Source organism: Curtobacterium sp. SGAir0471, from assembly GCF_005490985.1.
Classification (GTDB): domain Bacteria; phylum Actinomycetota; class Actinomycetes; order Actinomycetales; family Microbacteriaceae; genus Curtobacterium.
Genome location: NZ_CP027869.1, coordinates 2,093,409 through 2,114,426, shown reverse-complemented (window position 1 = coordinate 2,114,426; position 21,018 = coordinate 2,093,409). Strand labels below are relative to the sequence as shown.

Here is a 21,018-nt window from a genome sequence, read left to right as displayed (position 1 = left end):
CGCGACCCGACCTGGAGGCGCGTGGTGCGCCTCCAGGCCGGGTCGCCGGTCCGTGGGGCCGGTCCTCAGCGGGTGGTGGCGTCCTCGTCCACGTCGTCGTCCGCCGGTCGGCCGGCCGACGGCGGAGCGTCGAACAGCCCGGTCGCGTGCGAGAGCACGCCGCGCAGGTTCTCCAGGTAGCCGGCGACGGCGTCGCGCTCGGTGCGGATGGCGGCGAGCCGGTCCTCGGACTCGGCGACGACCGCGGCGGTCCGCTCCTCGGCTTCGGCGATCATGCGGTGGACGCGCTCCTGCGCGTCGCTGACGATCGTGCGAGCGCGCTCCTGGGCCCGTGTCGTGCTCGTGCGCTCGAGGTCGTCGGCCTCCTGCTGGAGTCGCTCGGCACGCTCCCGCGCCTCGGACGCGCGGCGGGTGGCCTCGGCGAGCTGGAGGTTCGCCTCGTCGAGGTACTTCTGCGTCTCGGTCACCGTCTCGTGGTGCTTCTGCAGGTAGTCCTGCTCGGCGTCGTCGCGTCGTGCGGCGAGTTCCGACTCGAGCGCCGCGCGGGCCTCGTCGCGTTCGCGGGCGATCGCCGCACGCACCTCGTCCTGCTCCTTCGCGAGGTCCGCGCGGACCGTGGCGACCTCCTGCTGCAACGCGGTGCGCTCCGCCTCGAGGTCGGCGAGCTCTGCCGTGCGACGATCGGCGATCTCGGTGTCGACCTCGGCGTGCTCGCGTTCGCGGCGGGCCGCGAGCTCGTCGGTGTGCTCGCGCACGGCGCGCTCGGCCGCGGCGTCGGCCTCGGCACGCTCACGCTCGATCCCGGCGCGGTGCTCCTCGAGCTCCGCGGCGATGCGTGCCGTGGTCTCCTCCACGAGCCGGGCGTTCTCGGCGCGGGTCTGCTCCTCGTCGACCCGCAGCTGGGCGCGAGCGGCCTCGAGCTCCTGCTCGAGGGCGGCGCGGGCCTCGGCGGCCTCGCGCTCCCAGCGGGCGCGCGCGGCGCCGAGTTCGGCATCGAGCTCGCGCCGACGGTCGCTGGTCTCCGCCTCGAGCGCGGCGCGACCACGCTCGAGCTCAGACGCGAGCTCGGCCCGGCCGGTCTCGAGCGCGAGTTCGTGCGCGCGTCGCTGCCCGTCGCGCTCGCGCTCCCACGACGCACGCCCCTCGGCGACCTCGCGCTCGAGCGCGGCGCGGCGCGTCGTCTCCTCGCGGTCGAGGTCCTCGGTGCGCCGGGCGTGCTCGGCCTCGAACACGCTGCGGCGGTGCTCGGTCTCCCGATCCAGGTCCGCCGCGGTACGGCGGGCGTCCTCGGCGGCGCGCTGGGCGTCCTCGCGGAGCTCGGCGACCTCGCGCTCGACCCGGGCGCGCAGCGCGTCCGTCTCGCGGATGGCGACCGACCGGACCTCGGCGGCCTCGGTGACGGCGGCACCGCGGACGGCCGCGGCCTCGTTGCGGGCGTCCTGGGTGAGCAGGCCGGCCTCGGCGCGGGCGCGCTCGATCGTGTCAGAGGACTCGGCGCGAGCCCGGGTCAGCTCGTCGGTGGCACGGGAGCGGGCGTCCTCGAGGGTCTCGGATGCCTCTTGTCGGGCTTCGCGCAGCAGGCGCTCGGCTTCGTTCCGGCTCGAGGCGCGCAGGCGCTGGGCGTCGATGTCCGCCTGGCTGATCAGCCGGGTGGACTGCTCCTCGGCGACGCGGAGGGTCGATTCGAGGCGGGTGCCGAGACCGCTGTAGGTCGGGGTGCCGGCCTCGTCGAGCTCGCCCTGCAGGTCGGCGACACGGGCCTGCAGGAGACGGATCTCCTTCGCGGCCTCGGCGCGGTCGGTGTTCGACTTGATGAGCTCACGACGGAGCTCGTTCACCGAGCGGTCCACCTCGTCGCGGCGGTACCCGCGCAGCTCGGTCCCGAACTCGGCCTCGTCGTTCGCCACGTGTTGCTCCTGGGGGTCGGCGGAGGGCCAGCCCTTGGCCCGCGGACGAGTCTAGTGGCGGGCCGTCGGCGCCGACTGAGCCGGTGGACAGCGGTGGGGGATGCGACGTCCAGGGTGCCTCGCTATCCTGGAGCGCTGATTCGCGCGCCGATCCCCCCACCCCCGGCGCGGTAGGGAGAAGATCCGTGCGATTCGTCCTGGCGATCGTCAGTTTCGTCATCGGTCTGCTGCTCGTCGGTCTCGCGGTCGGGCAGCGCACCGTGTTCGCGCCACCGTCGTCGCTCGTCGCGCAGTCGTCGAGCACGGCCTCGGCGCCGGTGACCGTGATCCCCGGGTCGACGCTCACCGCGAACCCCGGCTACCAGCGCATCAACGTCTCCGGCTCCGGCACCGTCTTCGCCGCGTACGGCAAGACCGCCGACGTCGACGCGTGGATCGGTGACGCGAAGCACACCACGCTGCGCTTCGACGCCGAGCAGGACCGCCTGGTCGGGCGGACGACGGGGTCCGGGGACTCGGTGCCCGACCCGAAGGGGAGCGACCTCTGGTACCAGGAGTGGGACGGCCCGGGGCAGTTCACCGTGCGCCTGCCCGCGGACGTCTCCGTCGTCGTGCTCGCCGACGGGTCGGACGCCGCACCGACCGACGTGTCGGTGACCTGGCCGCGCGACACCGCGACGCCGTCCGTGGGACCGCTCCTCGTGGTCGGCGGACTCTTCCTGGCCGGTGGGGTGGCACTGCTCGTCTGGGCCTTCCTGCACCAGCGGCGTGGTCGCGGACCGCGTCGTCGGAGCGGTGGGACGCGTCCGCCCCGCGTGCGGGCGTCGCGCCGTGCCGCCGCCGCGGGTGCGCAGGTGCCGGTGCGCGGTCGTCGCGGTCGTCGTTCGCTGGTCGCCGTCCCGATCGTGCTGGTCGGCGCGCTCGGTCTGGCCGGGTGCTCGTCGGAGTACTGGCCGCAGGGCGGGGGCTCCGGCGCGACCCCGACGCCGACCGCCTCGGCCACGGGCGCCGCGGACCCGACCGAGCCCACCGCCGCGACCGAGCAGCAGATCCGCCGCATCGTCGAGCGGGTCGCCGACGTCGCGTCGAAGGCCGACGCCGACCGGGACACCTCGTTGCTCGAGTCCCGGTTCACCGGGGCCGCGCTCGACTTCCGCAAGGCGAACTATGCGATCCGCGGGAAGGACGCCGACGTCGACGCGCCGCCGGCGATCTCCGCCGGTGAGGTCTGCGTCGCACTCCCGCAGCAGACCGCCTCCTGGCCCCGCACGATCTTCACCGTCGTCGCCGAGGACTGCTCCGCCAAGACCGCGCCGCAGGCCCTCACCCTGGTGCAGGACAGTGCCCGCGACGACTACAAGGTCGCGTACGACGTGTCGCTCGAGGCAGCGGCGGAGATCCCGAGCCTCGCCCCGACGTCGCTCGGCGCAGCACGGCTCGCCGGTGACACCAAGCTCCTGCGCATCGCGCCCGACGACATCGCCGCCGCGTACGGCGACGTCCTGGCGAAGGACTCCGAGAGCGACAAGGCCTCGCTGTTCGCCTCCGACGGTGACGGGCTCCGCTCGACCATCGGCAAGGCCTACAAGGACAAGAAGGCCGACTCGCTGCCGGACACCGCGAAGATCGAGTACTCGTCCGAGGTGCCCGAGGACAGCCCGGTCGCGATCGCGACGGACGGCGCGGGTGCGCTCGTGTCGGCGTCGCTCGACGAGATCGAGAAGGTGACGCCGACCGCGGCCGGCGCCGAGGTGAACACCGAGGGGGCGGTCAAGGCCCTCTCCGGCGTCGACTCGAGCACCAAGGGGATCAGCGCGACGTACAGCGTCCAGCTCCTGTTCTCCGTGCCGCCGGTCGGCAGTGATGAGAAGGTGGTCCTGCTCGGGTTCACGCAGGGCCTGACCGCAGCGAGTGAGGTGCAATGACCAACGTCCCCCCGACCCCGTCCGGTCTCCGCGGAGCCGTCGACCTGTCGTCCCTCGTCGACCGTGCCCAGCGGCCGCCGCAACCAGGTGGCGCTCCCGCAGCCCCGGGTGCTGCCGCCGATGCTCCGGGCGGCTTCCAGGGCGCAGGTGCCGCTCCCGAGGGTGACCTGACCGTCCCGTCGCTCGTCATCGACGTCACCGACCAGAGCTTCCAGGACGTCCTGCAGCTGTCGTCGGTCGTCCCGGTGATCGTCGACATCTGGGCGGAGTGGTGCGGGCCGTGCAAGCAGCTCTCGCCGGTCCTCGAAAGACTGACGGCCGAGTACGACGGCCGCGTGGTGCTCGCCAAGGTCGACGCCGACACGAACCCGCAGCTCGTGCAGGCCTTCCAGGCGCAGTCCATCCCGACCGTCGCAGCCGTCATCGGTGGGCGCCCGCTCGGCCTCTTCGTCGGCGCGCTGCCCGAGGCGCAGGTGCGCGACGTGTTCGAGCAGGTCGTCGCCGCCGCCGAGCAGAACGGCGTGACCGGCCGGGTCACGGTCGACGTCGCTGCCGCGGAGCCCCAGGGCGATCCCGAGCCGGAGCCGCTGCCCCCGCACCACCAGGCCGCCTACGACGCGATCGAGCGCGGCGACTACGCCGCCGCGGTGCAGGAGTACAAGACGGCGATCGCGCAGGACCCGAACGACCAGATGGCCGTCGCCGGGCTCGCGCAGGTGTCGCTGCTCGACCGGTTGAACGGGCGCACCGCCGATGAACTGCGGAGCGCCGCGGCCGCCGCGCCGCAGGACGTCGAGGCGCAGATGGCCGTCGCCGACCTGGACGTCAGCGGCGGGCACGTCGAGGACGCCTTCGGCCGGCTGCTCGACCTGGTGCCGACGGTCTTCGGCGCGGAGCGCGAGGCGCTGCGGGTCCGGCTCGTCGAGTACTTCGAGCTGATCGGGGTCGACGACCCCCGCGTGGTCGCGGCACGACGACGGCTGGCGAGCGCGCTGTACTGACGCTGACGGTGCTCCCGCGGGCGCCGGCACGAGACGCCGGTGTCACCGCGAGACGCCGCGAGGAACGCGAGACGCCCCCGGAAACGGGGGCGTCTCGCGTGCTCCGGGGCGCCTCGCGCCGACGGGGGTGTCCGCAGGCTCGGCCGGAACAGACGACGGACGGGAGGCCCGGTGCCAGCTGGCACCGGGCCTCCCGTTCGTTCCGTGCTCGCGACCACGTCCCGGGGCGTGTCGCCTCGTGGCGTCAGTCGGCCAGCCGCAGCCAGACCGCACCGAGCGGCGGGACCACCAGGTGCGCCGACGCCGGGCGCCCGGCCCACGGTGTCTCGTCGGCCGTGACCGCGCCCATGTTCCCCACACCGGAGCCGCCGTACTCCGCGGCGTCGGTGTTCAAGACCTCGTGCCAGGTGCCGGCCGCGGGCAACCCGAAGCGCCGCTCGACCGGGACACCGGAGAAGTTCACGAAGACCGCGAGCTTGTCGTCGCCGTCCTTCCGGAGGAACCCGAGCGTGGAGTGCGGGGCGTCACCGCCCTCGATCCACTCGAAGCCCTCGGGGGAGGAGTCGTGCGTCCACAGCGCCGGAGTGTCCTTGTACACGCGGTTCAGCGCCGCCACGAGGTCCTGCACGCCCAGGTGCCCGGGATCGTCGAGCAGCCACCAGTCGAGCCCGCGGGCCTCGGACCACTCCGACGGCTGGGCGAACTCCTGGCCCATGAAGAGCAGCTGCTTGCCGGGGTGCGCCCACATGAAGGCCAGGTACGCCCGCACGTTCGCGAGCTTCTGCCACTCGTCACCGGGCATCTTGCCGTAGAGCGAGCCCTTGCCGTGGACGACCTCGTCGTGGCTGATCGGCAGGGTGAACTGCTCGCTGAAGGCGTAGACGAGCGAGAACGTGATCTCGTCGTGGTGGTACGCGCGGTAGGCCGGGTCACGCTCGATGTACTGCAGCGAGTCGTGCATCCACCCCATGTTCCACTTCTGGCCGAACCCGAGGCCGCCCGCGCTCGTGGGCTGGGTGACCCCGGGCCACGAGGTGCTCTCCTCGGCGATCATCACGATGCCCGGGTAGCGCTTGTACGCCGTGGCGTTCGTCTCCTGCAGGAACGAGATCGCCTCGAGGTTCTCGCGGCCGCCGTGGACGTTCGGCAGCCACTCGGTCCGCGAGTAGTCGAGGTACAGCATCGAGGCCACCGCGTCGACCCGGAGGCCGTCGATGTGGAACTCCTCGAGCCAGTACAGCGCGTTCGCCACCAGGAAGTTGCGGACCTGCGGGTGCCCGAAGTCGAACACGTAGGTGCCCCAGTCGAGCTGCTCGCCGCGCCGCGGGTCCGGGTGCTCGAAGAGCGCGTAGCCGTCGAACTTCGCGAGCGCCCACTCGTCCTTCGGGAAGTGGCCCGGCACCCAGTCCATGATCACGCCGATGCCGGCCGAGTGCAGGCGGTCGATGAGGTAGCGCAGGTCGTCCGGCGTGCCGAAGCGTGCGGTCGGGGCGTAGTACCCGGTGACCTGGTAGCCCCACGAACCGCCGAACGGGTGCTCGGCGAGCGGCAGGAACTCCACGTGGGTGAACCCGAGGTGCTGCACGTGCCCGATGAGCTGGTCGGCCGCCTCGCGGTAGGACAGCCCAGGCCGCCACGAGCCGAGGTGCACCTCGTAGACGCTCATCGGCGCGTCGTGGGTCGTGGTCTGCGCCCGGCGCTCCATCCAGGCGGTGTCGCCGTCCGACCACGTGTACTCGGACGCCGTGATGACGGACGCGGTCGCCGGTGGGACCTCGGTCCGACGGGCGAACGGATCCGCCCGCTCGACCCAGCCCGAGTCCGTGAGGATCTGGAACTTGTACCGCTGGCCGACGAGGGCGCCCGGCCAGAAGAGCTCCCAGACGCCGAGGTCGTTCAGGCGGCGCATCGCGGTCGTGCGGCCCTCCCAGCCCTCGAAGTCACCGATCACGCGGACCGCGGTGGCCCGCGGTGCCCAGACGGTGAAAGCGACACCGTCCACACCGTCGATGGTGCGGACGTGGGCGCCGAGGTGCTGCCAGAGCTGCTCGTCGCGGCCCTCGCCGAACAGGTGGAGGTCGAGCTCGCCGATGGTCGGAGCGAAGCGGTAGGCGTCGTCCGTGGTCCACGTCGCGTCGTCGGCGTCGGTGGACTCGTCGAGGTCGTACTCGGCCTCGACGCGGTAGCGACCGAGCGCACCGGTCGTGGCGCCCGCCCAGAGGCCGTCGCCCTCGTGCGTGAGTTCGACGTCGTCACCGTCGGGACGGACGATGCGGACGGCGGAGGCGAGGTGGCGGACCACCCGCACGCTCGTGCCGCCGTCGACCGGGTGCGGCCCGAGCACGTCGTGCGGCTGGGACCAGCGGCCCTCGGCGACCTGCTGCCGGAGCCAGTCCTCGACCGGTGCCGGTCGGGGGGCCACGGTCGAGGACGAGGCGGTGTCCGTCGGCACAGCGGGAGCGCTGGCCGCCTGAGCGCCCGATGCGTCCGCGGCCGCGGCCGCGACCGCAGGTGCCGTCGATGCCGGGGCGCCGTCCTCACGGGCGGCACCGGCGAGCGTCGCCGACTCCGGGACTCCGCGGTCCGGTGTCTCCTTCGCCGCCGGCGCTGCGCCGGGCAGGTCCTCGTGCGGCGCCGAGACCCGGGGCTCGTACCGCGGAGCCGGCTCGTCGACCGGCGGGACGGCACCCGGCGCGCGGGTGCGGGTCACGGGCGGCGGAGGCGGCGGCACCGGCGGGACGCTCGGTCCCTGGCCTCGGTCCGGCGTGGCGGGGGTGGGACGGTCGGAGCCCATCGGCGGGGTCCCCTTCGGGTCGCGGTCGGTCATCGGACGGGTCCTTCCACCACGAGCAGGTGCACCGGCTCCTGGAAGGCGTCGAGGCGGACGTAGTTCGACGAGCCCCACTCCCAGCGCTGCCCGGTGACGACGTCGCGGACCACGAACGGCTGCTCGTTCGGCAGCCCGAGCGCGGCGAGGTCGAGGTGCACGGTGGTCTCGCGGACGGAGTGCGGGTCGACGTTCGCGACGACGATCACGGTGTCCGAGCGGCCGGAGCGGATGAACTCCCCGGACAGGTGCTTCGAGTAGACCACGATCGCCGGATCCTCGGCGTCGTGCACGTGCAGGTTGCGGAGCTGTCGCAGCGCGGGGTGTGCCTGTCGGAAGCGGTTGAGCATCGTGACGTACGGAGCGAGGCTCGCGCCCTCGGCCTCGGCCAGGGCGAAGTCGCGAGGCTTGTACTCGTACTTCTCGTTGTCGATGTTCTCCTCGGAACCCGGACGGGCGACGTCCTCGAAGAGCTCGTACCCGGCGTACATACCCCAGGTCGGCGCACCGGTCGCGGCGAGCGCGGCGCGCACCTTGTAGCCGGCACGGCCGCCGAACTGCAGGTACTCGGTCAGGATGTCCGGCGTGTTCACGAAGAGGTTCGGGCGCAGGTAGGCGCTCGTCTCGTGGCTGAGCTCGGAGAAGTACTCCTCGATCTCCTCCTTCGTGTTCCGCCACGTGAAGTACGTGTAGGACTGCTGGAACCCGGCCTCGGCCAGGGCGCGCATCATCGCCGGACGGGTGAACGCCTCGGCGAGGAACACGGTGTCCGGGTGCTGGTCGCGGACCTCGCGGATGACGCGCTCCCAGAACCAGAGCGGCTTCGTGTGCGGGTTGTCGACGCGGAAGATGCGGATGCCGAACGAGATCCAGTGATCGAGGACCCGCAGGACCTCGGCGACGATGCCCTCCGGGTCGCTGTCGAACTGGATCGGGTAGATGTCCTGGTACCGCTTCGGCGGGTTCTCGGCCGTGGCGATCGACCCGTCGGCGCGGACCGTGAACCACTCCGGGTGCTGCTCGACCCAGGGGTGGTCGGGGGAGCACTGGAGCGCGAAGTCGAGGGCGACCTCCATCCCGCTGTTCTTCGCCGTCTCGACGAAGTCGCGGAAGTCGTCCTCGGTGCCGAGGTCGGGGTGGATGGCGTCGTGCCCGCCCTCGGGAGCGCCGATCGCCCACGGGCTGCCCGGGTCGTGCGGTCCCGGGGTCAGGGTGTTGTTCGGCCCCTTGCGGGCGGTCGTGCCGATCGGGTGGATCGGGGGGAGGTAGACCACGTCGAAGCCCATGCGTGCCACGGCCGGCAGTCGTCGGGCAGCGGTGCGGAAGTCGCCGCTCCTCCACGACCCGTCCGGGTTCTTCTTCGCGCCCTCGCTGCGCGGGAAGAACTCGTACCAGGCGCCGACACCCGCGCGCTGTCGCTCGACGTCGAGGAGCTGCGTGGGGGAGTGCGTCCGGAGCGAGGTCAGCGGGGAGTCCTCGACCTCACCGGTGATGCGCGGGTCGTCGACGGCCGCCAGGCGCTCGGTCGGCTCGAGGTCGGTGTCGCGCAGCTGCTCGGCGGCGCGGACGGCGGCGCTCGAGTCGGTCTCGGCCGCGAGTCGGTCGAGCAGGACGGCGCCGTCGAGGAGCGTCGCCTCGGTGTCGACGCCGGCGGCGATCTTGAGCCGGGCGGCGTGCAACCAGGTCGCCCAGTCGTCGGAGAACGACTCGACGTGCCACGTCCAGACGCCGACGTGGTCGACCTGCACGGTCGCCTCGTACCGGTCGGTGCCGGGGGCGCCGAGCAGCATCGGGACGGTGCGCGTCCCGCCGTCCGGGCGTTCGAGCACGAGGTCGGCGCCGATGATGCCGTGGCCCTCGCGGAAGACGGTCGCACCGAACGTGATCACCTCGCCGTCGAACGCCTTGCCCGGGAACCCGTTCGGGGTCGTCGGCGCGAGCTGGGTGATCGGGATGCGTCCGATCTTCGGTCGGCGGGGTCGATCTGCGGTGGCCACGGAGCCGACGCTACCCGGCTGGAGCGTCCGCGTTCCCCGGAACGCGTTCCCCGTGCAGTGTCGGGCGCGTCCGGCGGCTTGTGCAGGAGGATCACGAGCGGGCGCCGGTGCCCGCTCGTTCCCAGAACGATCGCGATGCCAGGCGGAACCGGGCGTGCCCGGTGGAACGGAACGACCCGGTACGCCCGATCCGACCAGCGACGCCCGATCCCACCGGTCTCCGGGCTCCGCCCTACGCCACCTCGAACACGTGGATCCCCGGTCCGTACGCCGTGAAGACCTGACCGCCCGGTCGGAGCCGCTCGTGGTCCCGGTGCTTCTCGCTCGACCAGGCCAGCCGGTACCCGAGCACGTCCTGGCGCGCGGGCAGCGTCAGGTCCCGCGTCCGTCCGCTGCCGTGCACCACCACGAGCACCCGGTCGAACGGTTCGTGCTCCGGCGTCGACTCGACGAAGTACTGCACGACCCGGTGGATCGGCTGGTCCCACCCCTCGGACGTCATCGCCTGTCCGTCCGGTCCGTACCAGGCCATCCGCGAGGCACCGGGGGTCTCACGACCCTCCACCCCGAAGCGGGTCGGCCGGAGCGCCGGGTGCGCCGCGCGGAGCCGCGCGAGCGCCGCGACGGCCTCCGTCATGGCCTCGGCGTCCTCGTCGTCCGTCCAGTCGACGGCGGTGAGGTCGTCCGACACGACGTACGCGTTGTTGTTGCCATGCTGCGTCCGACTGCGCTCGTCGCCCGCGGTGAGCATCGGCACGCCGGCGGAGAGCATCAGGGTGCCGACCAGGTTCCGCATCGAGCGACCCCGTGCCGCCCGGACGCCCCGGTCCGCGGTGTCGCCCTCGATCCCGTGGTTGAAGGAGCGGTTGTCGTTCGAGCCGTCGCGGTCGTCCTCCCCGTTCGCCGCGTTGTGCTTGCGGTCGTACGACACCAGGTCGAGCAACGTGAACCCGTCGTGGGCCGTGACGAAGTTCACGCCGGCGAGCGGCCCCCGCGACGCACCGAACAGGTGCCGGGAGCCGGTCAACGCGCCGGCGAGCGCCCCGATCCCGGTCGTCGGGGTGCCGTTCCGGCGCTCCTCGGCGATGTCGGTGAGCCAGAACTGCCGGACGGTGTCGCGGAACCCGTCGTTCCACTCGCTCGTCCCGATGCCGAAGGCACCCGTCCGCCACCCGTCCGGCCCGACGTCCCACGGCTCGGCGACGATCAGCACGTCCTGCAGGTCCGGGTGCCGTCGGATGCGCTCGAGCAGCGGGTGCGCCGGGTCGAACACGTGGTGCTCGTCGCGGGCGAGTGCCGCCATCAGGTCGAAGCGGAAGCCGTCGACCTGCACCTCGCGCGCCCAGTAGCGCAGGCTGTCGACGACCAGGTCGGCGGTGGCCTCGACCGACGTGTCGAGGGTGTTCCCGCAGCCGGTGGTGTCGTAGTAGGCACTGTCGTCGGCGGTCCAGCGGTAGCGGTCCGCCCCGTCGATCCCGCGGAGCGAGCTGGTCGGCCCGCCGAGGCCCTCCTCGGCGGTGTGGTTGTAGACCACGTCGAGGAGCACCTGGATCCCGGCCTCGTGCAGCAGCCGGACCATCCCCTTGAACTCGCGGAGCACCGCGGACGCGCCGGCGGCACGGGCCTCGCCCGAGGCGTACGCGGCGTGCGGGGCGAAGAAGCCGAGGGTGTTGTAGCCCCAGGCGTTCTCCCGTCCGGCGTCACGCAGCCATGCCTCGGTGTCGAAGGCGTGCACGGGGAGCAGCTCGATCGTGGTCACCCCGATGCGCCGCAGGTGCGCGATGGTGCTCGGGTGCGCCACCCCGGCGTACGTGCCGCGCAGGTGCTCGGGGACGTCCGGGTTCGCCGCGGTCAGGGTGCGGACGTTCGCCTCGTACACGACGGCCCGGTCCAGGGGGACCGCGGGCTTGCCGACGCCGCCCCAGTCGAAGGCATCGTCGACGATCACGCTCGTCCACCGCGGGCCACCGCCCTCGACGGCACCACCGTCGTCCGCCGCGCTCCACGGGACGATGCCGCGCGCGGACGGGTCGAGCAGGGGCCGCTCGGGATCGAACTCGTGGCGCGGTCCCCGCGGACCGTCGACGAGCAGGTGGTAGCGGTCGCCGGGACCCACGCCCGGCGTCTCCGCGGCCCACCGGTCGGTGCCGTCGATCCGGGTCAGGACGTGCCGGGTCTCCTCGCCGGCGGCATCGACGACCACGAGGGTCACGGCCGTCGCCGAGGCGGAGCGCACCGAGAACCGGGGCACGCCGTCACCGAGGCGGAAGCCGGGGGTCTCGTCGATCGCGGTGCGGTGCATGACGACCAGGGTACGAGGGGCCGCGGGTATCCTGTGAACGCACACGGAAGGAGCGTGCTCCATGCCGGTCTACCTCGACCACGCGGCGACGACGCCCATCCTGCCCGCGGCGCTCGCCGCGTTCACCGAGGCGCTCGCCACGGTGGGCAACCCGTCGTCGATCCACAGTGCCGGGCAGCACGCGAAGATGCTGCTCGAGGACGGCCGCGCGGCCGTCGCCCGGTCGCTCGACGCCGAGCCGGTCGAGGTCGTCTTCACCTCCGGCGGCACCGAGAGCATCAACCTCGCGATCAAGGGCCTGTACTGGGCCCGGCAGCAGGACCGTCCTCGGCCGCGGATCGTCGTGCCCGCCGGCGAGCACCACGCCACCGTCGACACGGTCGAGTGGCTCGAGCGCCACGAGGGCGCCGTCGTCGACGTGGTCCCGCTGGACGCACAGGGTCGCGTCGACACGGCCGGTCTGGAGGCGCGGCTCGCCGACGCCTCGGACGTCGCCTTGGTCACGTTCCTCTGGGCGAACAACGAGGTCGGCACCCTGCAGCCGGTCACCCGGATCGTCGAGCTCGCGCACGCCGCCGGCGTGCCCGTGCACAGCGACGCGGTCGCGGCCTACGGGCAGGTCCCGGTCTCCTTCGCGGCATCCGGCCTCGACGCGCTCAGCGTGTCGGCGCACAAGATCGGCGGGCCGGTCGGCATCGGCGCGCTGGTGCTCGGCCGCCGTGCGACCGTCGAGCCGCTGATCCACGGCGGGGGCCAGCAGCGGCAGGTCCGCAGCGGCACGCAGGACGCCCCGGCCGCAGCGGCCTTCGGGGTGGCGGCGGCGGCCGGCCTGCACGACGCCTCGGCGTTGCGCGACCGACTCGTCGCCGGGGTGCTCGAGGCGGTGCCCTCCGCCGTGCTCATGGGTGACCCGGTCGACCGGCTGCCCGGCAACGCCCACTTCACCTTCCCGGGGTGCGAGGGGGACTCGCTGCTCTTCCTGCTCGACGCGGCCGGGGTCGCGGTGTCGACCGGGTCGGCGTGCCAGGCCGGCGTCCCGGAGGCGTCGCACGTGCTCCTCGGCATGGGCCTGACCGAGGACGAGGCCCGCGGAGCCCTCCGCATCACGCTCGGGCACACCTCGACCGACGCCGACGTCGACGCGTTCCTCACCGCGCTGCCCGACGCGGTGGCGCGGGCGAGCCGAGCGGGCATGGCGTCCCGCGCCCCGTCGCTCGGGCGGTGACCCCGCGTCGGAGCGACCGCGCTGCCGGGTGACCGGCGGGGCGGACCCGCACCGGGCCTCCAGGCCGTCGCCCGGTCGGCCGCGCACGACGTGCGCCGCTAGGATCGGTGACCATGGTCGAACTTGACTTCACCGAGCAGCTGTCCGCCCTCCGCGAGACCTTCGGCAACATCCGCTCGGTCGTCGACGTCGACCGACTGCAGCGCGAGATCGCCGAGCTGAGCGAGCAGGCTGGTGCCCAGGACCTCTGGGACGACGTCGAGCACGCGCAGCAGGTGACCAGCGCGCTCTCCCACAAGCAGGCTGAGCTCCGGAAGATCACGGACACCGAGCGGCGGATCGACGACCTCGAGGTGCTCGTCGAGATGGCGAACGAGGCCGACGACGCGGACTCCGCGGCCGAGGCGCAGGACGAGCTCAAGGCGATCCAGACGACCATGGGCGACCTCGAGGTGCAGACACTCCTCGACGGCGAGTACGACGAGCGTCCCGCGGTGATCACGATCCGCGCCGGCGCCGGCGGTGTCGACGCGGCGGACTTCGCCGAGATGCTCCTCCGCATGTACCTGCGCTACTCCGAGCAGCACGGCTACAAGACCACCGTGATGGACACGTCCTACGCCGAAGAAGCGGGCATCAAGTCGGCGACCTTCGAGGTCGACGCACCCTACGCCTTCGGCACGCTCTCGGTCGAGGCCGGCACGCACCGCCTCGTGCGCATGTCGCCGTTCGGTGCCGCGGGCAAGCGGCAGACGTCCTTCGCCGCGGTCGAGGTCATCCCGCTGATGCCGGAGACCGAGGCCATCGACATCCCCGAGAACGACATCCGCGTCGACGTGTTCCGCTCGTCCGGCCCCGGTGGGCAGTCCGTCAACACGACCGACTCCGCCGTCCGCCTGACCCACCTGCCGACCGGCACCGTGGTGTCGATGCAGAACGAGAAGTCGCAGATCCAGAACCGCGCCGCCGCCATGCGCGTGCTGCAGTCGCGCCTGCTGCTCCTGAAGAAGGAGGAGGAGAACGCGAAGAAGAAGGAACTCGCCGGCAACATCACGGCGAGCTGGGGCGACCAGATCCGCTCGTACGTCCTCGCGCCGTACCAGATGGTCAAGGACCTCCGCAGCGAGCACGAGGTCAACAACCCGTCCTCGGTGTTCGACGGCGACCTGGACGGCTTCATCAACGCTGGCATCCGCTGGCGCAAGCAGGGCGACGATTCCTGAGCATCCTCGCGGCCGAGTCGAGCCGCGCGCCTCGGTTGACTTCCGGCCGGCCCGACCTACCCTGATCCGGTCATGATCAAATTCGACCAGGTCACCAAGGTCTACTCGGGCAACCCGAGTCCCGCGCTCGACGACCTCTCCCTCGAGATCCTCAAGGGTGAGTTCGTCTTCCTCGTCGGCGCGTCCGGCTCCGGCAAGTCGAGCTTCCTGCGCCTCGTGCTCAAGGAGGAGAAGCCGACCCGCGGGCAGATCCACGTGCTCGGCCAGCGGCTCGGCGCCCTGTCGTCGCGCAAGGTCCCGTACTTCCGCCGCAACCTCGGTGTGGTCTTCCAGGACTTCCGGCTCCTGCCGAACAAGAACGTCTTCGACAACGTCGCGTTCTCGCTCCAGGTGATCGGCAAGAGCAAGGGCTTCATCAGCGAGGCCGTCACCGACGTGCTCAAGCTCGTCGGGCTCGCCGGCAAGGCGACCCGCATGCCGCACGAGCTCTCCGGTGGTGAGCAGCAGCGCGTGGCGATCGCCCGCGCCGTCGTCAACAAGCCGGCGATCCTGCTGGCCGACGAGCCCACCGGTAACCTCGACCCGACCACCTCGGCCGGCATCATGGCGCTCCTCGAACGCATCAACCAGGGAGGCACCACCGTGCTCATGGCGACGCACGACGCCAGCATCGTGAACCAGATGCAGCGGCGGGTCATCGAGCTCTCGAACGGCAGCGTCCTGCGCGACGAGCAGTCCGGCGGCTACCAGACGCAGGCGCTCCCGATCCAGCGCGGCTCGGGCGTCTCGAACACGACCGGCATCCAGACGATCCCGGGACTCATCCGATGAGGCTCGGACTCGTCATGTCCGAGGTCGGCTCGGGCCTGCGACGCAATGCGTCGATGGTGGTGTCGGTCGTCCTGGTGACCTTCATCTCCCTGACCTTCGTCGGCACCGCGATCCTGCTGCAGATGCAGATCAACCAGATGAAGGGGTACTGGTACGACCGGGCGCAGGTCGCGGTCTACCTGTGCACCGACACCGACACCACCGGGAACTGCACCGGCGCCAAGGCCACCGAGGACCAGCGCGAGCAGGTCCAGGCGCAGCTCGATTCGTCCACCCTCAAGCCGTACATCGAGAAGACGTACTACGAGGACCAGGACCAGGCGTTCACCCGCTTCAAGGAGCAGTTCAAGGACTCGCCGGCGACCGAGTTCGTGAAGCCGGAGTACCTCAACGAGACCTTCTGGGTGAACCTGAAGAACCCGTCGCAGGCGGACGTCCTCGTCGAGAGCCTGTCGAAGGTCGCCGGCGTGCAGAGCGTCGTCGACCAGCGCGGGTACCTGCAGCCGATCTTCAACCTGCTCAACGCCTCGTCGTACACGGCGATCGGCATCGCGTCCCTGATGCTCGTCGCGGCCGTGCTGCTCATCGCGACGACGATCCGACTGTCGGCCTTCAGCAGACGCCGCGAGCTCGGCATCATGCGTCTCGTCGGCGCGTCGAACCGCTTCATCCAGACACCCTTCGTGCTCGAGGGCGTGATCGCCGCGGCCATCGGTGCCGTGCTCGCCGGCGGCGCGATCACGGCCGTGGTGTGGTTCTTCGTCCGGAACTACCTGGCACAGCGGTTCTCGGGCACGGCGTTCATCGGCATGGGGGACGCGGCCGTGGTCGTACCCGCCGTGATCGTGATCGGTGTCCTGCTGGCCGGGGTCTCGGCGCTCATCGCGATCCGACGCTACCTGCGCGTCTGACCCGTGCACACACGACCGCGGCGCGCCGGGAAGGTGCGCCGCGGTCGTCGTGTTCACTAGGCTGTAGGGCTGCGCAGCAGCACCGGGGACCGTTCCCGGTCACCGAAGGGAGTCACCATGGCGAAGGAACGCGGCGAGAAGATCGTGGCGACCAACCGTCGCGCGCGCCACGACTACCTCATCGAGGACACGTACGAGGCGGGCATGGTGCTGTCCGGCACCGAGGTGAAGTCCCTGCGCGAGGGTCGCGCGTCCCTGGTCGACGGGTACGCGTTCATCGACGGCGGCGAAGCCTGGCTCGACTCCGTGCACATCCCCGAGTACACCGAGGGGACGTGGAACAACCACGCGCCTCGGCGGAAGCGCAAGCTCCTCCTGCACAAGCAGCAGATCGTGAAGATCTCGCACAAGACGGCGCAGGGCGGGTACACGCTCGTGCCGATGAAGATCTACTTCCACGACGGTCGGGCGAAGGTCGAGATCGCGGTCGCGAAGGGCAAGCGCGAGTTCGACAAGCGCCAGGCCCTGCGCGAGAAGACCGACAAGCGCGAGGCCGAGCGGGCCATGCGCTCGCGCAACCGCATGGGCGAGTGAGCCGCACGGGCCAGTGAGCCGCACGGGCGAGTGAGCCCACGGCGAACGCCGCTGGCATCGTCCAGCGGTCCCCGCTAGGCTGGGGTACTGCTCCTCCCGAGGGGCATTGGCAACTCAACAGCGTGACAGCGGCTCGCACGTCACGGCCCGTACGGGGATGATCGGTTTCGACATTGCCTGTGTGCCGACGGGAAGCGGGCCGAGGACCCACGGTCATCTCGTGAACGATCCGTGGAAAACAACAAGTGCCAATTCCAAGCGCACTGACTTCGCTCTCGCTGCGTAAGCAGCCCAGCACATGAAGTCCGTCGGCCAGGTGACCGTCCCCTAACCTGATCCCGGCGTCATCCAGAGGACTTGCTGCACGGTTGCGCCTCAGGGCCGTGCGGGACTTGCACTGAGACTGGGCCCGTCGTCCGAGAAGCCGGTAGCAAAGGACGGGGCCGAGCAGAACGACTCATCCGGATACGCCCGTAGAAGACGTCGAATTGCAGCGATGGACGGGGGTTCGATTCCCCCCATCTCCACCATCGCCGGACGTCGAGCCGCTGTCATGCTGATCACCGAGATCGCCACCTGAACGCCCCGTCGCCGTCCCCTGGACGTCGACGGGGCGTTCGTCGTGCGCGGGGGAGGCGAGGACTACTGTCCGGGTCAGGCACGGGGCTCGCTCGTGTCGATCCCGAACGAGAGGTCTGCGCGTGGTGCAGGAGATCGCGATCCGAGTCCGTCTGCGAGAGCAGGACCGCCTGGGGTTGGCGGAGTACGAGCGGATCGTCGGGTCCGTCGCGACCGTCGCCGCCGTGGTCGCCTGGCTGCCGACGCCCGATGCCCGACTCGTCGTCCGGGGTCGTGGTGCTGAGCCCGTGCGGCTCGAGACGGTCTCCTACGGCGGGGTGTTCGAGATGCTCGTGGTGCTCGATCAGCGCTCGGCAGCGGTCGAGCGTGCGGCGTCGGCGGTGGCGGCGCTCATCGCGTCGGTGCGGGACGAGCACGTCGAGGACGACGTCGCGGGCATCGCCGGCGAGCTCGACCGCCTCGACCGCTCGGCGCCGCGGGGGCGGTCGGCGGTGGAGCGGGCGCTGCGCGGGTTCCTCGAGGGAGCCCGGGCCGACGTGCTCGCACGGAGGACCACGACGCGGGTGCGGGCGGCGCAGGCGCTGCTGCGGCTCGCCGAGGACGGTGCGGAACTCGTGGTCGAGCGGGTGGAGGACGCGCTCGTCCCGGTGGTCGAGGAGCAGGAGGTCGACGTGCTGGCGGACACCGGCACCGCGGTGGTCGTCGAGCCGGTCGACGGTCCCGCGCCCGCCGGTGTGCGCACACCCCGCACGGAGGACGAGGACGAGGACGAGTCCGGCGTCGAGCAGCCCACGAAGCAGGACACGAGCAAGAAGAAGGACAAGAAGAAGAAGGACAAGAAGAAGTCCGACAAGAAGAAGAAGGACAAGAAGAAGTCGGGCGGGAAGAAGTCCGACAAGAAGGACAAGAAGAAGTAAGTCCGCGAGGGAGGGCGTCAGAAGTCGAAGAGGTTGGCGCGCAGGCCACCGTCGCCGTACTCCCGGCGCAGCAGCCCCCGACGGCGCAGCACCGGCACGAGGTCGCCCGTCATCCGGTACACCTGCGCCGGGTGCAGGTCCCCGGACAGGATGAACCCGTCGTTGTCCGCGTCTGCACCGAGCTCCTCGACGAAGTCCGCGAACTCCTCTGCGGTGCCGACGAACCCCTCGCGGGCGCTGATCCGCCCGAGCCGCGCCTTCCGGGTCAACAGCTCGCGCAGGGGTGCGTCCGGCGTGTCCCCGAGCAGCCCCCGGATCGTCCCAGCCGACACGTGGTCGCCGAACGTGCCCGCCGGGATCGGCGCGTCGAGGTCGAGCGCGAGCAGGTCCGTCTCCGAGTCGCTCGACCACGCGACCGCAGCCGCCCGGAGGTCGGCGTCGGAGGGGTGTCGTGACGCCGTGACGATGCGGTCGGCCTCCTCCACGGAGGGCACGAGCACCGGCTTCAGCACGAACAGCACCCGCAGGTCGTCCGCGCTCCGCCCGGCGTCGGCGGCGGCGGTCAGCACCCGCGACCGGTAGGTGCGCACGGCCTCGACCGTCAGTGGCGCGAGGGCGAGCTGCACGTCGGAGTGCGTCCCCGCGAACCCGAGCCCGCGGCCGGACCCGCCGGGGGAGACCACGACCGGATCGCTGTCGAGCGGCAGGGCGTTGAGCGGCCCGTCCGCCGTGAAGTAGGCGCCCTCGTGGTGGAACGCGTCGAGGGCGTCCCCGTCGGCGAAGTGCCAGTCCGAAGGGTCGCCGACGTAGCCGTCGCCCCACGAGTGCCACAGCCGTCGGAGCAGCGTGATCCACTCCTCGGCGCGGTCGTACGCGGCGTCGTGCGGCAGCGGCGCCGAACCGACGTGCCGTGCACTGCCGGTGTCCGTCACGACGTTGAGCCCGAACCGGTCCGCCGACAGGTGCGCGAGCGTCGCGGCCTGCCGTGCGGCCAGGTACGGCGGCGTGATGCCCGCGTTCACCGTCGGCGCGATGCCGATGTGCTCCGTCACGGCGAACAGGTAGGGCGCGAGCAGCAGCGGGTCGTGCTTCGGTCCGCCGTACGCCTGCCGGATCCGCAGGCCCAGGGTCGCCGGACTGCCGAGCGAGATCGCGTCCTCGGCGATGACGAGGTCCAGCCCCGCCTGCTCGAGCGCCCGGACGGACTGCTGGTACAGGTCCGGCTTCGTCCAGTCGAGGCCCCAGTCCCAGTCGGCGCGCCCCCACGCCTGTGGCCCGAACCCGCGCGAGAAGAAGTACCCGAAGTGCTGCAGGTCGCCCACCGTCAGACCTCCTGCGCGACGACGTGGCCCTGCGGGACGGTGTGGGCGAGCACGGTGGCCTCCGTGGCGGAGGTGGGCCGTGCCTCCCGGCCGACGCCGTCCGGTCCGACCGCCGCACGGACCGCTGCCAGGCCGCGCTCCACGTCGGCGAGCAGGTCGGCGACGTCCTCGATGCCGACGGACAGGCGGACCAGGCCGTCGCCGATGCCGAGCTCGGCCCGCTCGGCCGCGGTGCGGCCGGCGTGGGTGGTGGTCGCGGGGTGCAGCACGAGCGAGCGGACGTCGCCCAGGTGGGTCATCCGGCTGATCAGCTGCACCGCGTCGATGAAGGCGCGGGCGGCCGGCTCGCCGCCGGCGAGCGTGAAGGCGAAGACGGAGCCGGCTCCCCGGGGCAGGTAGCGCTGGGCGAGGTCGTGGTACGGACTGGAGGCGAGACCCGCGTGGTCGACGCTCGTCACCTCCGGCTGGTGCTCCAGGAAGGACGCGACGGCGAGCGCGTTCCCGACGTGGCGCTCCACGCGGAGCGACAGCGTCTCGATGCCCTGGCGCAGCAGGAAGGCGTTGAACGGCGACGGCGACGGTCCGATGCGTGCGGCGACGACGTCGCGGGCGAACACGACGAACGCCCGGCTGCCGTACCGCTCGACGTAGCTCTGCCCGCCGAGGGCGCGGTCCGGGGTGGTCAGGTGCGGGAAGCGCTCCGGCGTGCGGCCCCAGTCGAAGCGGCCGCCGTCGACCACGAGGCCGCCGAGTCCCGCGCCGTGCCCGGACAGGAACTTCGACGCGGAGTGCACCACGACGTCCGCGCCGTGCTCGACCGGACGCACGAGGTACGGCGTCGCCAGGGTGTTGTCGACCACGAGCGGCACGCCCGCACGGTGCGCGGTGTCGGCGACGCCCTGGATGTCGAGCACGTCGTTCTTCGGGTTCGGGATCGTCTCGGCGAAGAAGACCTTCGTGTTCGGGCGCACCGCGGCTGCCCACGCGCCCAGGTCGCGCTGGTCGGCGACGAAGTCCACCTCGATGCCGAGTCGCGCCAGGTTCTGCAGGAGCAGCCCCTTCGTGCCCTCGTAGATGCTCCGCGCGCTGACGACGTGGTCGCCGGCCTGCAGGAGCCCGAGCAGCGCCACCGTGACCGCCGCCTGGCCGCTGCCGACGAGGATCGCTTCGGCGCTGCGTTCGAGCAGGGCGACCCGGCGCTCGACGTCGGCGTTCGTCGGGTTGCCGAGGCGCGTGTACGTGTAGCCGTCGTCGGTGCCGGCGAAGCGCTCGCGGGCCTGGTCGAAGTCGTCGAAGAGGAAGCCCGACGTCATGTGGATCGCGGGCACCCGTGCGCCGTGCGCAGTGTCGGGCAGGAACCCGCCGTGCACCTGTTCCGTGGCGAAGCCGTGGCCGTCGTCCGACATGGGGTCCTCCTGCTGTGTCCGTCGTGCGGGTACTCTCGCAGGTCGGCCGGG

Annotated in this window: 14 protein-coding genes and 1 other RNA gene; 9 read left to right on the top strand and 6 right to left on the bottom strand. The window is 71.9% G+C overall.

The genetic code is table 11. The features are described 5' to 3' along the window. Positions 1-65 precede the first annotated feature (65 nt). The gene (locus tag C1N91_RS09750; RefSeq protein WP_175415985.1) at positions 66-1,907 is read right to left on the bottom strand and encodes a hypothetical protein; all 1,842 of its coding nucleotides are present in this window, start codon (positions 1,905-1,907) and stop codon (positions 66-68) included. Between the two features lie 185 nt (positions 1,908-2,092). Here C1N91_RS09750 and C1N91_RS09745 point away from each other — a divergent pair, with 185 nt between their 5' ends. Next, positions 2,093-3,832, top strand: coding sequence for a hypothetical protein (locus tag C1N91_RS09745; RefSeq protein ID WP_137767559.1), 1,740 nt, complete (start codon positions 2,093-2,095; stop codon positions 3,830-3,832). Next, a complete protein-coding gene (locus C1N91_RS09740) occupies positions 3,829-4,833 on the top strand; it encodes a tetratricopeptide repeat protein (protein WP_137767558.1) in 1,005 nt (334 codons plus the stop codon). The genes C1N91_RS09745 and C1N91_RS09740 overlap by 4 nt, the downstream gene beginning before the upstream one ends. Positions 4,834-5,077: 244 nt before the next feature. Here C1N91_RS09740 and glgB read toward each other — a convergent pair whose 3' ends face one another. The 3 genes from glgB to C1N91_RS09725 all read right to left on the bottom strand — a co-directional run bounded on the left by glgB (position 5,078) and on the right by C1N91_RS09725 (position 11,959). Continuing rightward, entirely contained in the window at positions 5,078-7,660 is a 2,583-nt protein-coding gene (glgB, locus tag C1N91_RS09735) for a 1,4-alpha-glucan branching protein GlgB (RefSeq protein WP_254678214.1), read from the bottom strand. After that, complete coding sequence (locus C1N91_RS09730; RefSeq protein ID WP_175415984.1) at positions 7,657-9,657, bottom strand: alpha-1,4-glucan--maltose-1-phosphate maltosyltransferase; 2,001 nt, start codon at positions 9,655-9,657, stop codon at positions 7,657-7,659. Before C1N91_RS09730 ends, glgB begins: the two co-directional genes overlap by 4 nt. A 232-nt stretch (positions 9,658-9,889) precedes the next feature. Then, positions 9,890-11,959 carry a glycogen debranching protein gene (locus C1N91_RS09725; RefSeq protein ID WP_137767557.1) on the bottom strand — a complete coding sequence of 690 codons (2,070 nt, stop codon included), beginning with the start codon at positions 11,957-11,959 and terminating at the stop codon, positions 9,890-9,892. A gap of 61 nt (positions 11,960-12,020) precedes the next feature. Here C1N91_RS09725 and C1N91_RS09720 point away from each other — a divergent pair, with 61 nt between their 5' ends. From C1N91_RS09720 to C1N91_RS09690, 7 genes are all read left to right on the top strand, one after another. Further along, positions 12,021-13,184 (top strand): cysteine desulfurase family protein, encoded by a 1,164-nt coding sequence (locus C1N91_RS09720; protein ID WP_137767556.1) that lies wholly within the window; start codon positions 12,021-12,023, stop codon positions 13,182-13,184. Positions 13,185-13,297: 113 nt separating this feature from the next. After that, a complete protein-coding gene (gene prfB / locus C1N91_RS09715) occupies positions 13,298-14,407 on the top strand; it encodes a peptide chain release factor 2 (protein ID WP_137767555.1) in 1,110 nt (369 codons plus the stop codon). A 72-nt stretch (positions 14,408-14,479) separates the two neighbouring features. Beyond that, positions 14,480-15,238, top strand: a complete 759-nt coding sequence (ftsE, locus tag C1N91_RS09710; RefSeq protein WP_058729501.1) for a cell division ATP-binding protein FtsE — start codon at positions 14,480-14,482, stop codon at positions 15,236-15,238. After that, positions 15,235-16,149, top strand: a complete 915-nt coding sequence (ftsX, locus tag C1N91_RS09705) for a permease-like cell division protein FtsX (protein ID WP_058729500.1) — start codon at positions 15,235-15,237, stop codon at positions 16,147-16,149. The genes ftsE and ftsX overlap by 4 nt, the downstream gene beginning before the upstream one ends. A gap of 117 nt (positions 16,150-16,266) precedes the next feature. Beyond that, positions 16,267-16,743, top strand: coding sequence for an SsrA-binding protein SmpB (smpB, locus tag C1N91_RS09700; protein ID WP_058729499.1), 477 nt, complete (start codon positions 16,267-16,269; stop codon positions 16,741-16,743). A gap of 153 nt (positions 16,744-16,896) precedes the next feature. Continuing rightward, positions 16,897-17,273: a transfer-messenger RNA gene (ssrA, locus tag C1N91_RS09695) on the top strand. Positions 17,274-17,444: 171 nt separating this feature from the next. Next, positions 17,445-18,239 carry a hypothetical protein gene (locus tag C1N91_RS09690; RefSeq protein ID WP_137767554.1) on the top strand — a complete coding sequence of 265 codons (795 nt, stop codon included), beginning with the start codon at positions 17,445-17,447 and terminating at the stop codon, positions 18,237-18,239. 17 nt (positions 18,240-18,256) lie between these two features. On the opposite strand, the gene C1N91_RS09685 is transcribed toward C1N91_RS09690, so the two are convergent. Together C1N91_RS09685 and C1N91_RS09680 are read right to left on the bottom strand one after the other, a co-directional pair. Then, positions 18,257-19,561: an LLM class flavin-dependent oxidoreductase gene (locus C1N91_RS09685; RefSeq protein ID WP_137767553.1), complete on the bottom strand. Its 1,305-nt coding sequence runs from the start codon at positions 19,559-19,561 to the stop codon at positions 18,257-18,259. 2 nt (positions 19,562-19,563) lie between these two features. Beyond that, a complete protein-coding gene (locus tag C1N91_RS09680) occupies positions 19,564-20,967 on the bottom strand; it encodes an O-acetylhomoserine aminocarboxypropyltransferase/cysteine synthase family protein (protein WP_137767552.1) in 1,404 nt (467 codons plus the stop codon). Positions 20,968-21,018: the final 51 nt, after the last annotated feature.

Excerpts from the sequence above, each read along its gene's own strand:
- C1N91_RS09740 (WP_137767558.1), top strand. The coding sequence starts at position 3,829 with ATGACCAACGTCCCCCCGACCCCGTCCGGTCTCCGCGGAGCCGTCGAC.
- glgB (WP_254678214.1), bottom strand. The coding sequence starts at position 7,660 with ATGACCGACCGCGACCCGAAGGGGACCCCGCCGATGGGCTCCGACCGT.
- C1N91_RS09725 (WP_137767557.1), bottom strand. The coding sequence starts at position 11,959 with ATGCACCGCACCGCGATCGACGAGACCCCCGGCTTCCGCCTCGGTGAC.
- C1N91_RS09720 (WP_137767556.1), top strand. The coding sequence starts at position 12,021 with ATGCCGGTCTACCTCGACCACGCGGCGACGACGCCCATCCTGCCCGCG.
- prfB (WP_137767555.1), top strand. The coding sequence starts at position 13,298 with ATGGTCGAACTTGACTTCACCGAGCAGCTGTCCGCCCTCCGCGAGACC.
- ftsE (WP_058729501.1), top strand. The coding sequence starts at position 14,480 with ATGATCAAATTCGACCAGGTCACCAAGGTCTACTCGGGCAACCCGAGT.
- ftsX (WP_058729500.1), top strand. The coding sequence starts at position 15,235 with ATGAGGCTCGGACTCGTCATGTCCGAGGTCGGCTCGGGCCTGCGACGC.
- smpB (WP_058729499.1), top strand. The coding sequence starts at position 16,267 with ATGGCGAAGGAACGCGGCGAGAAGATCGTGGCGACCAACCGTCGCGCG.
- C1N91_RS09680 (WP_137767552.1), bottom strand. The coding sequence starts at position 20,967 with ATGTCGGACGACGGCCACGGCTTCGCCACGGAACAGGTGCACGGCGGG.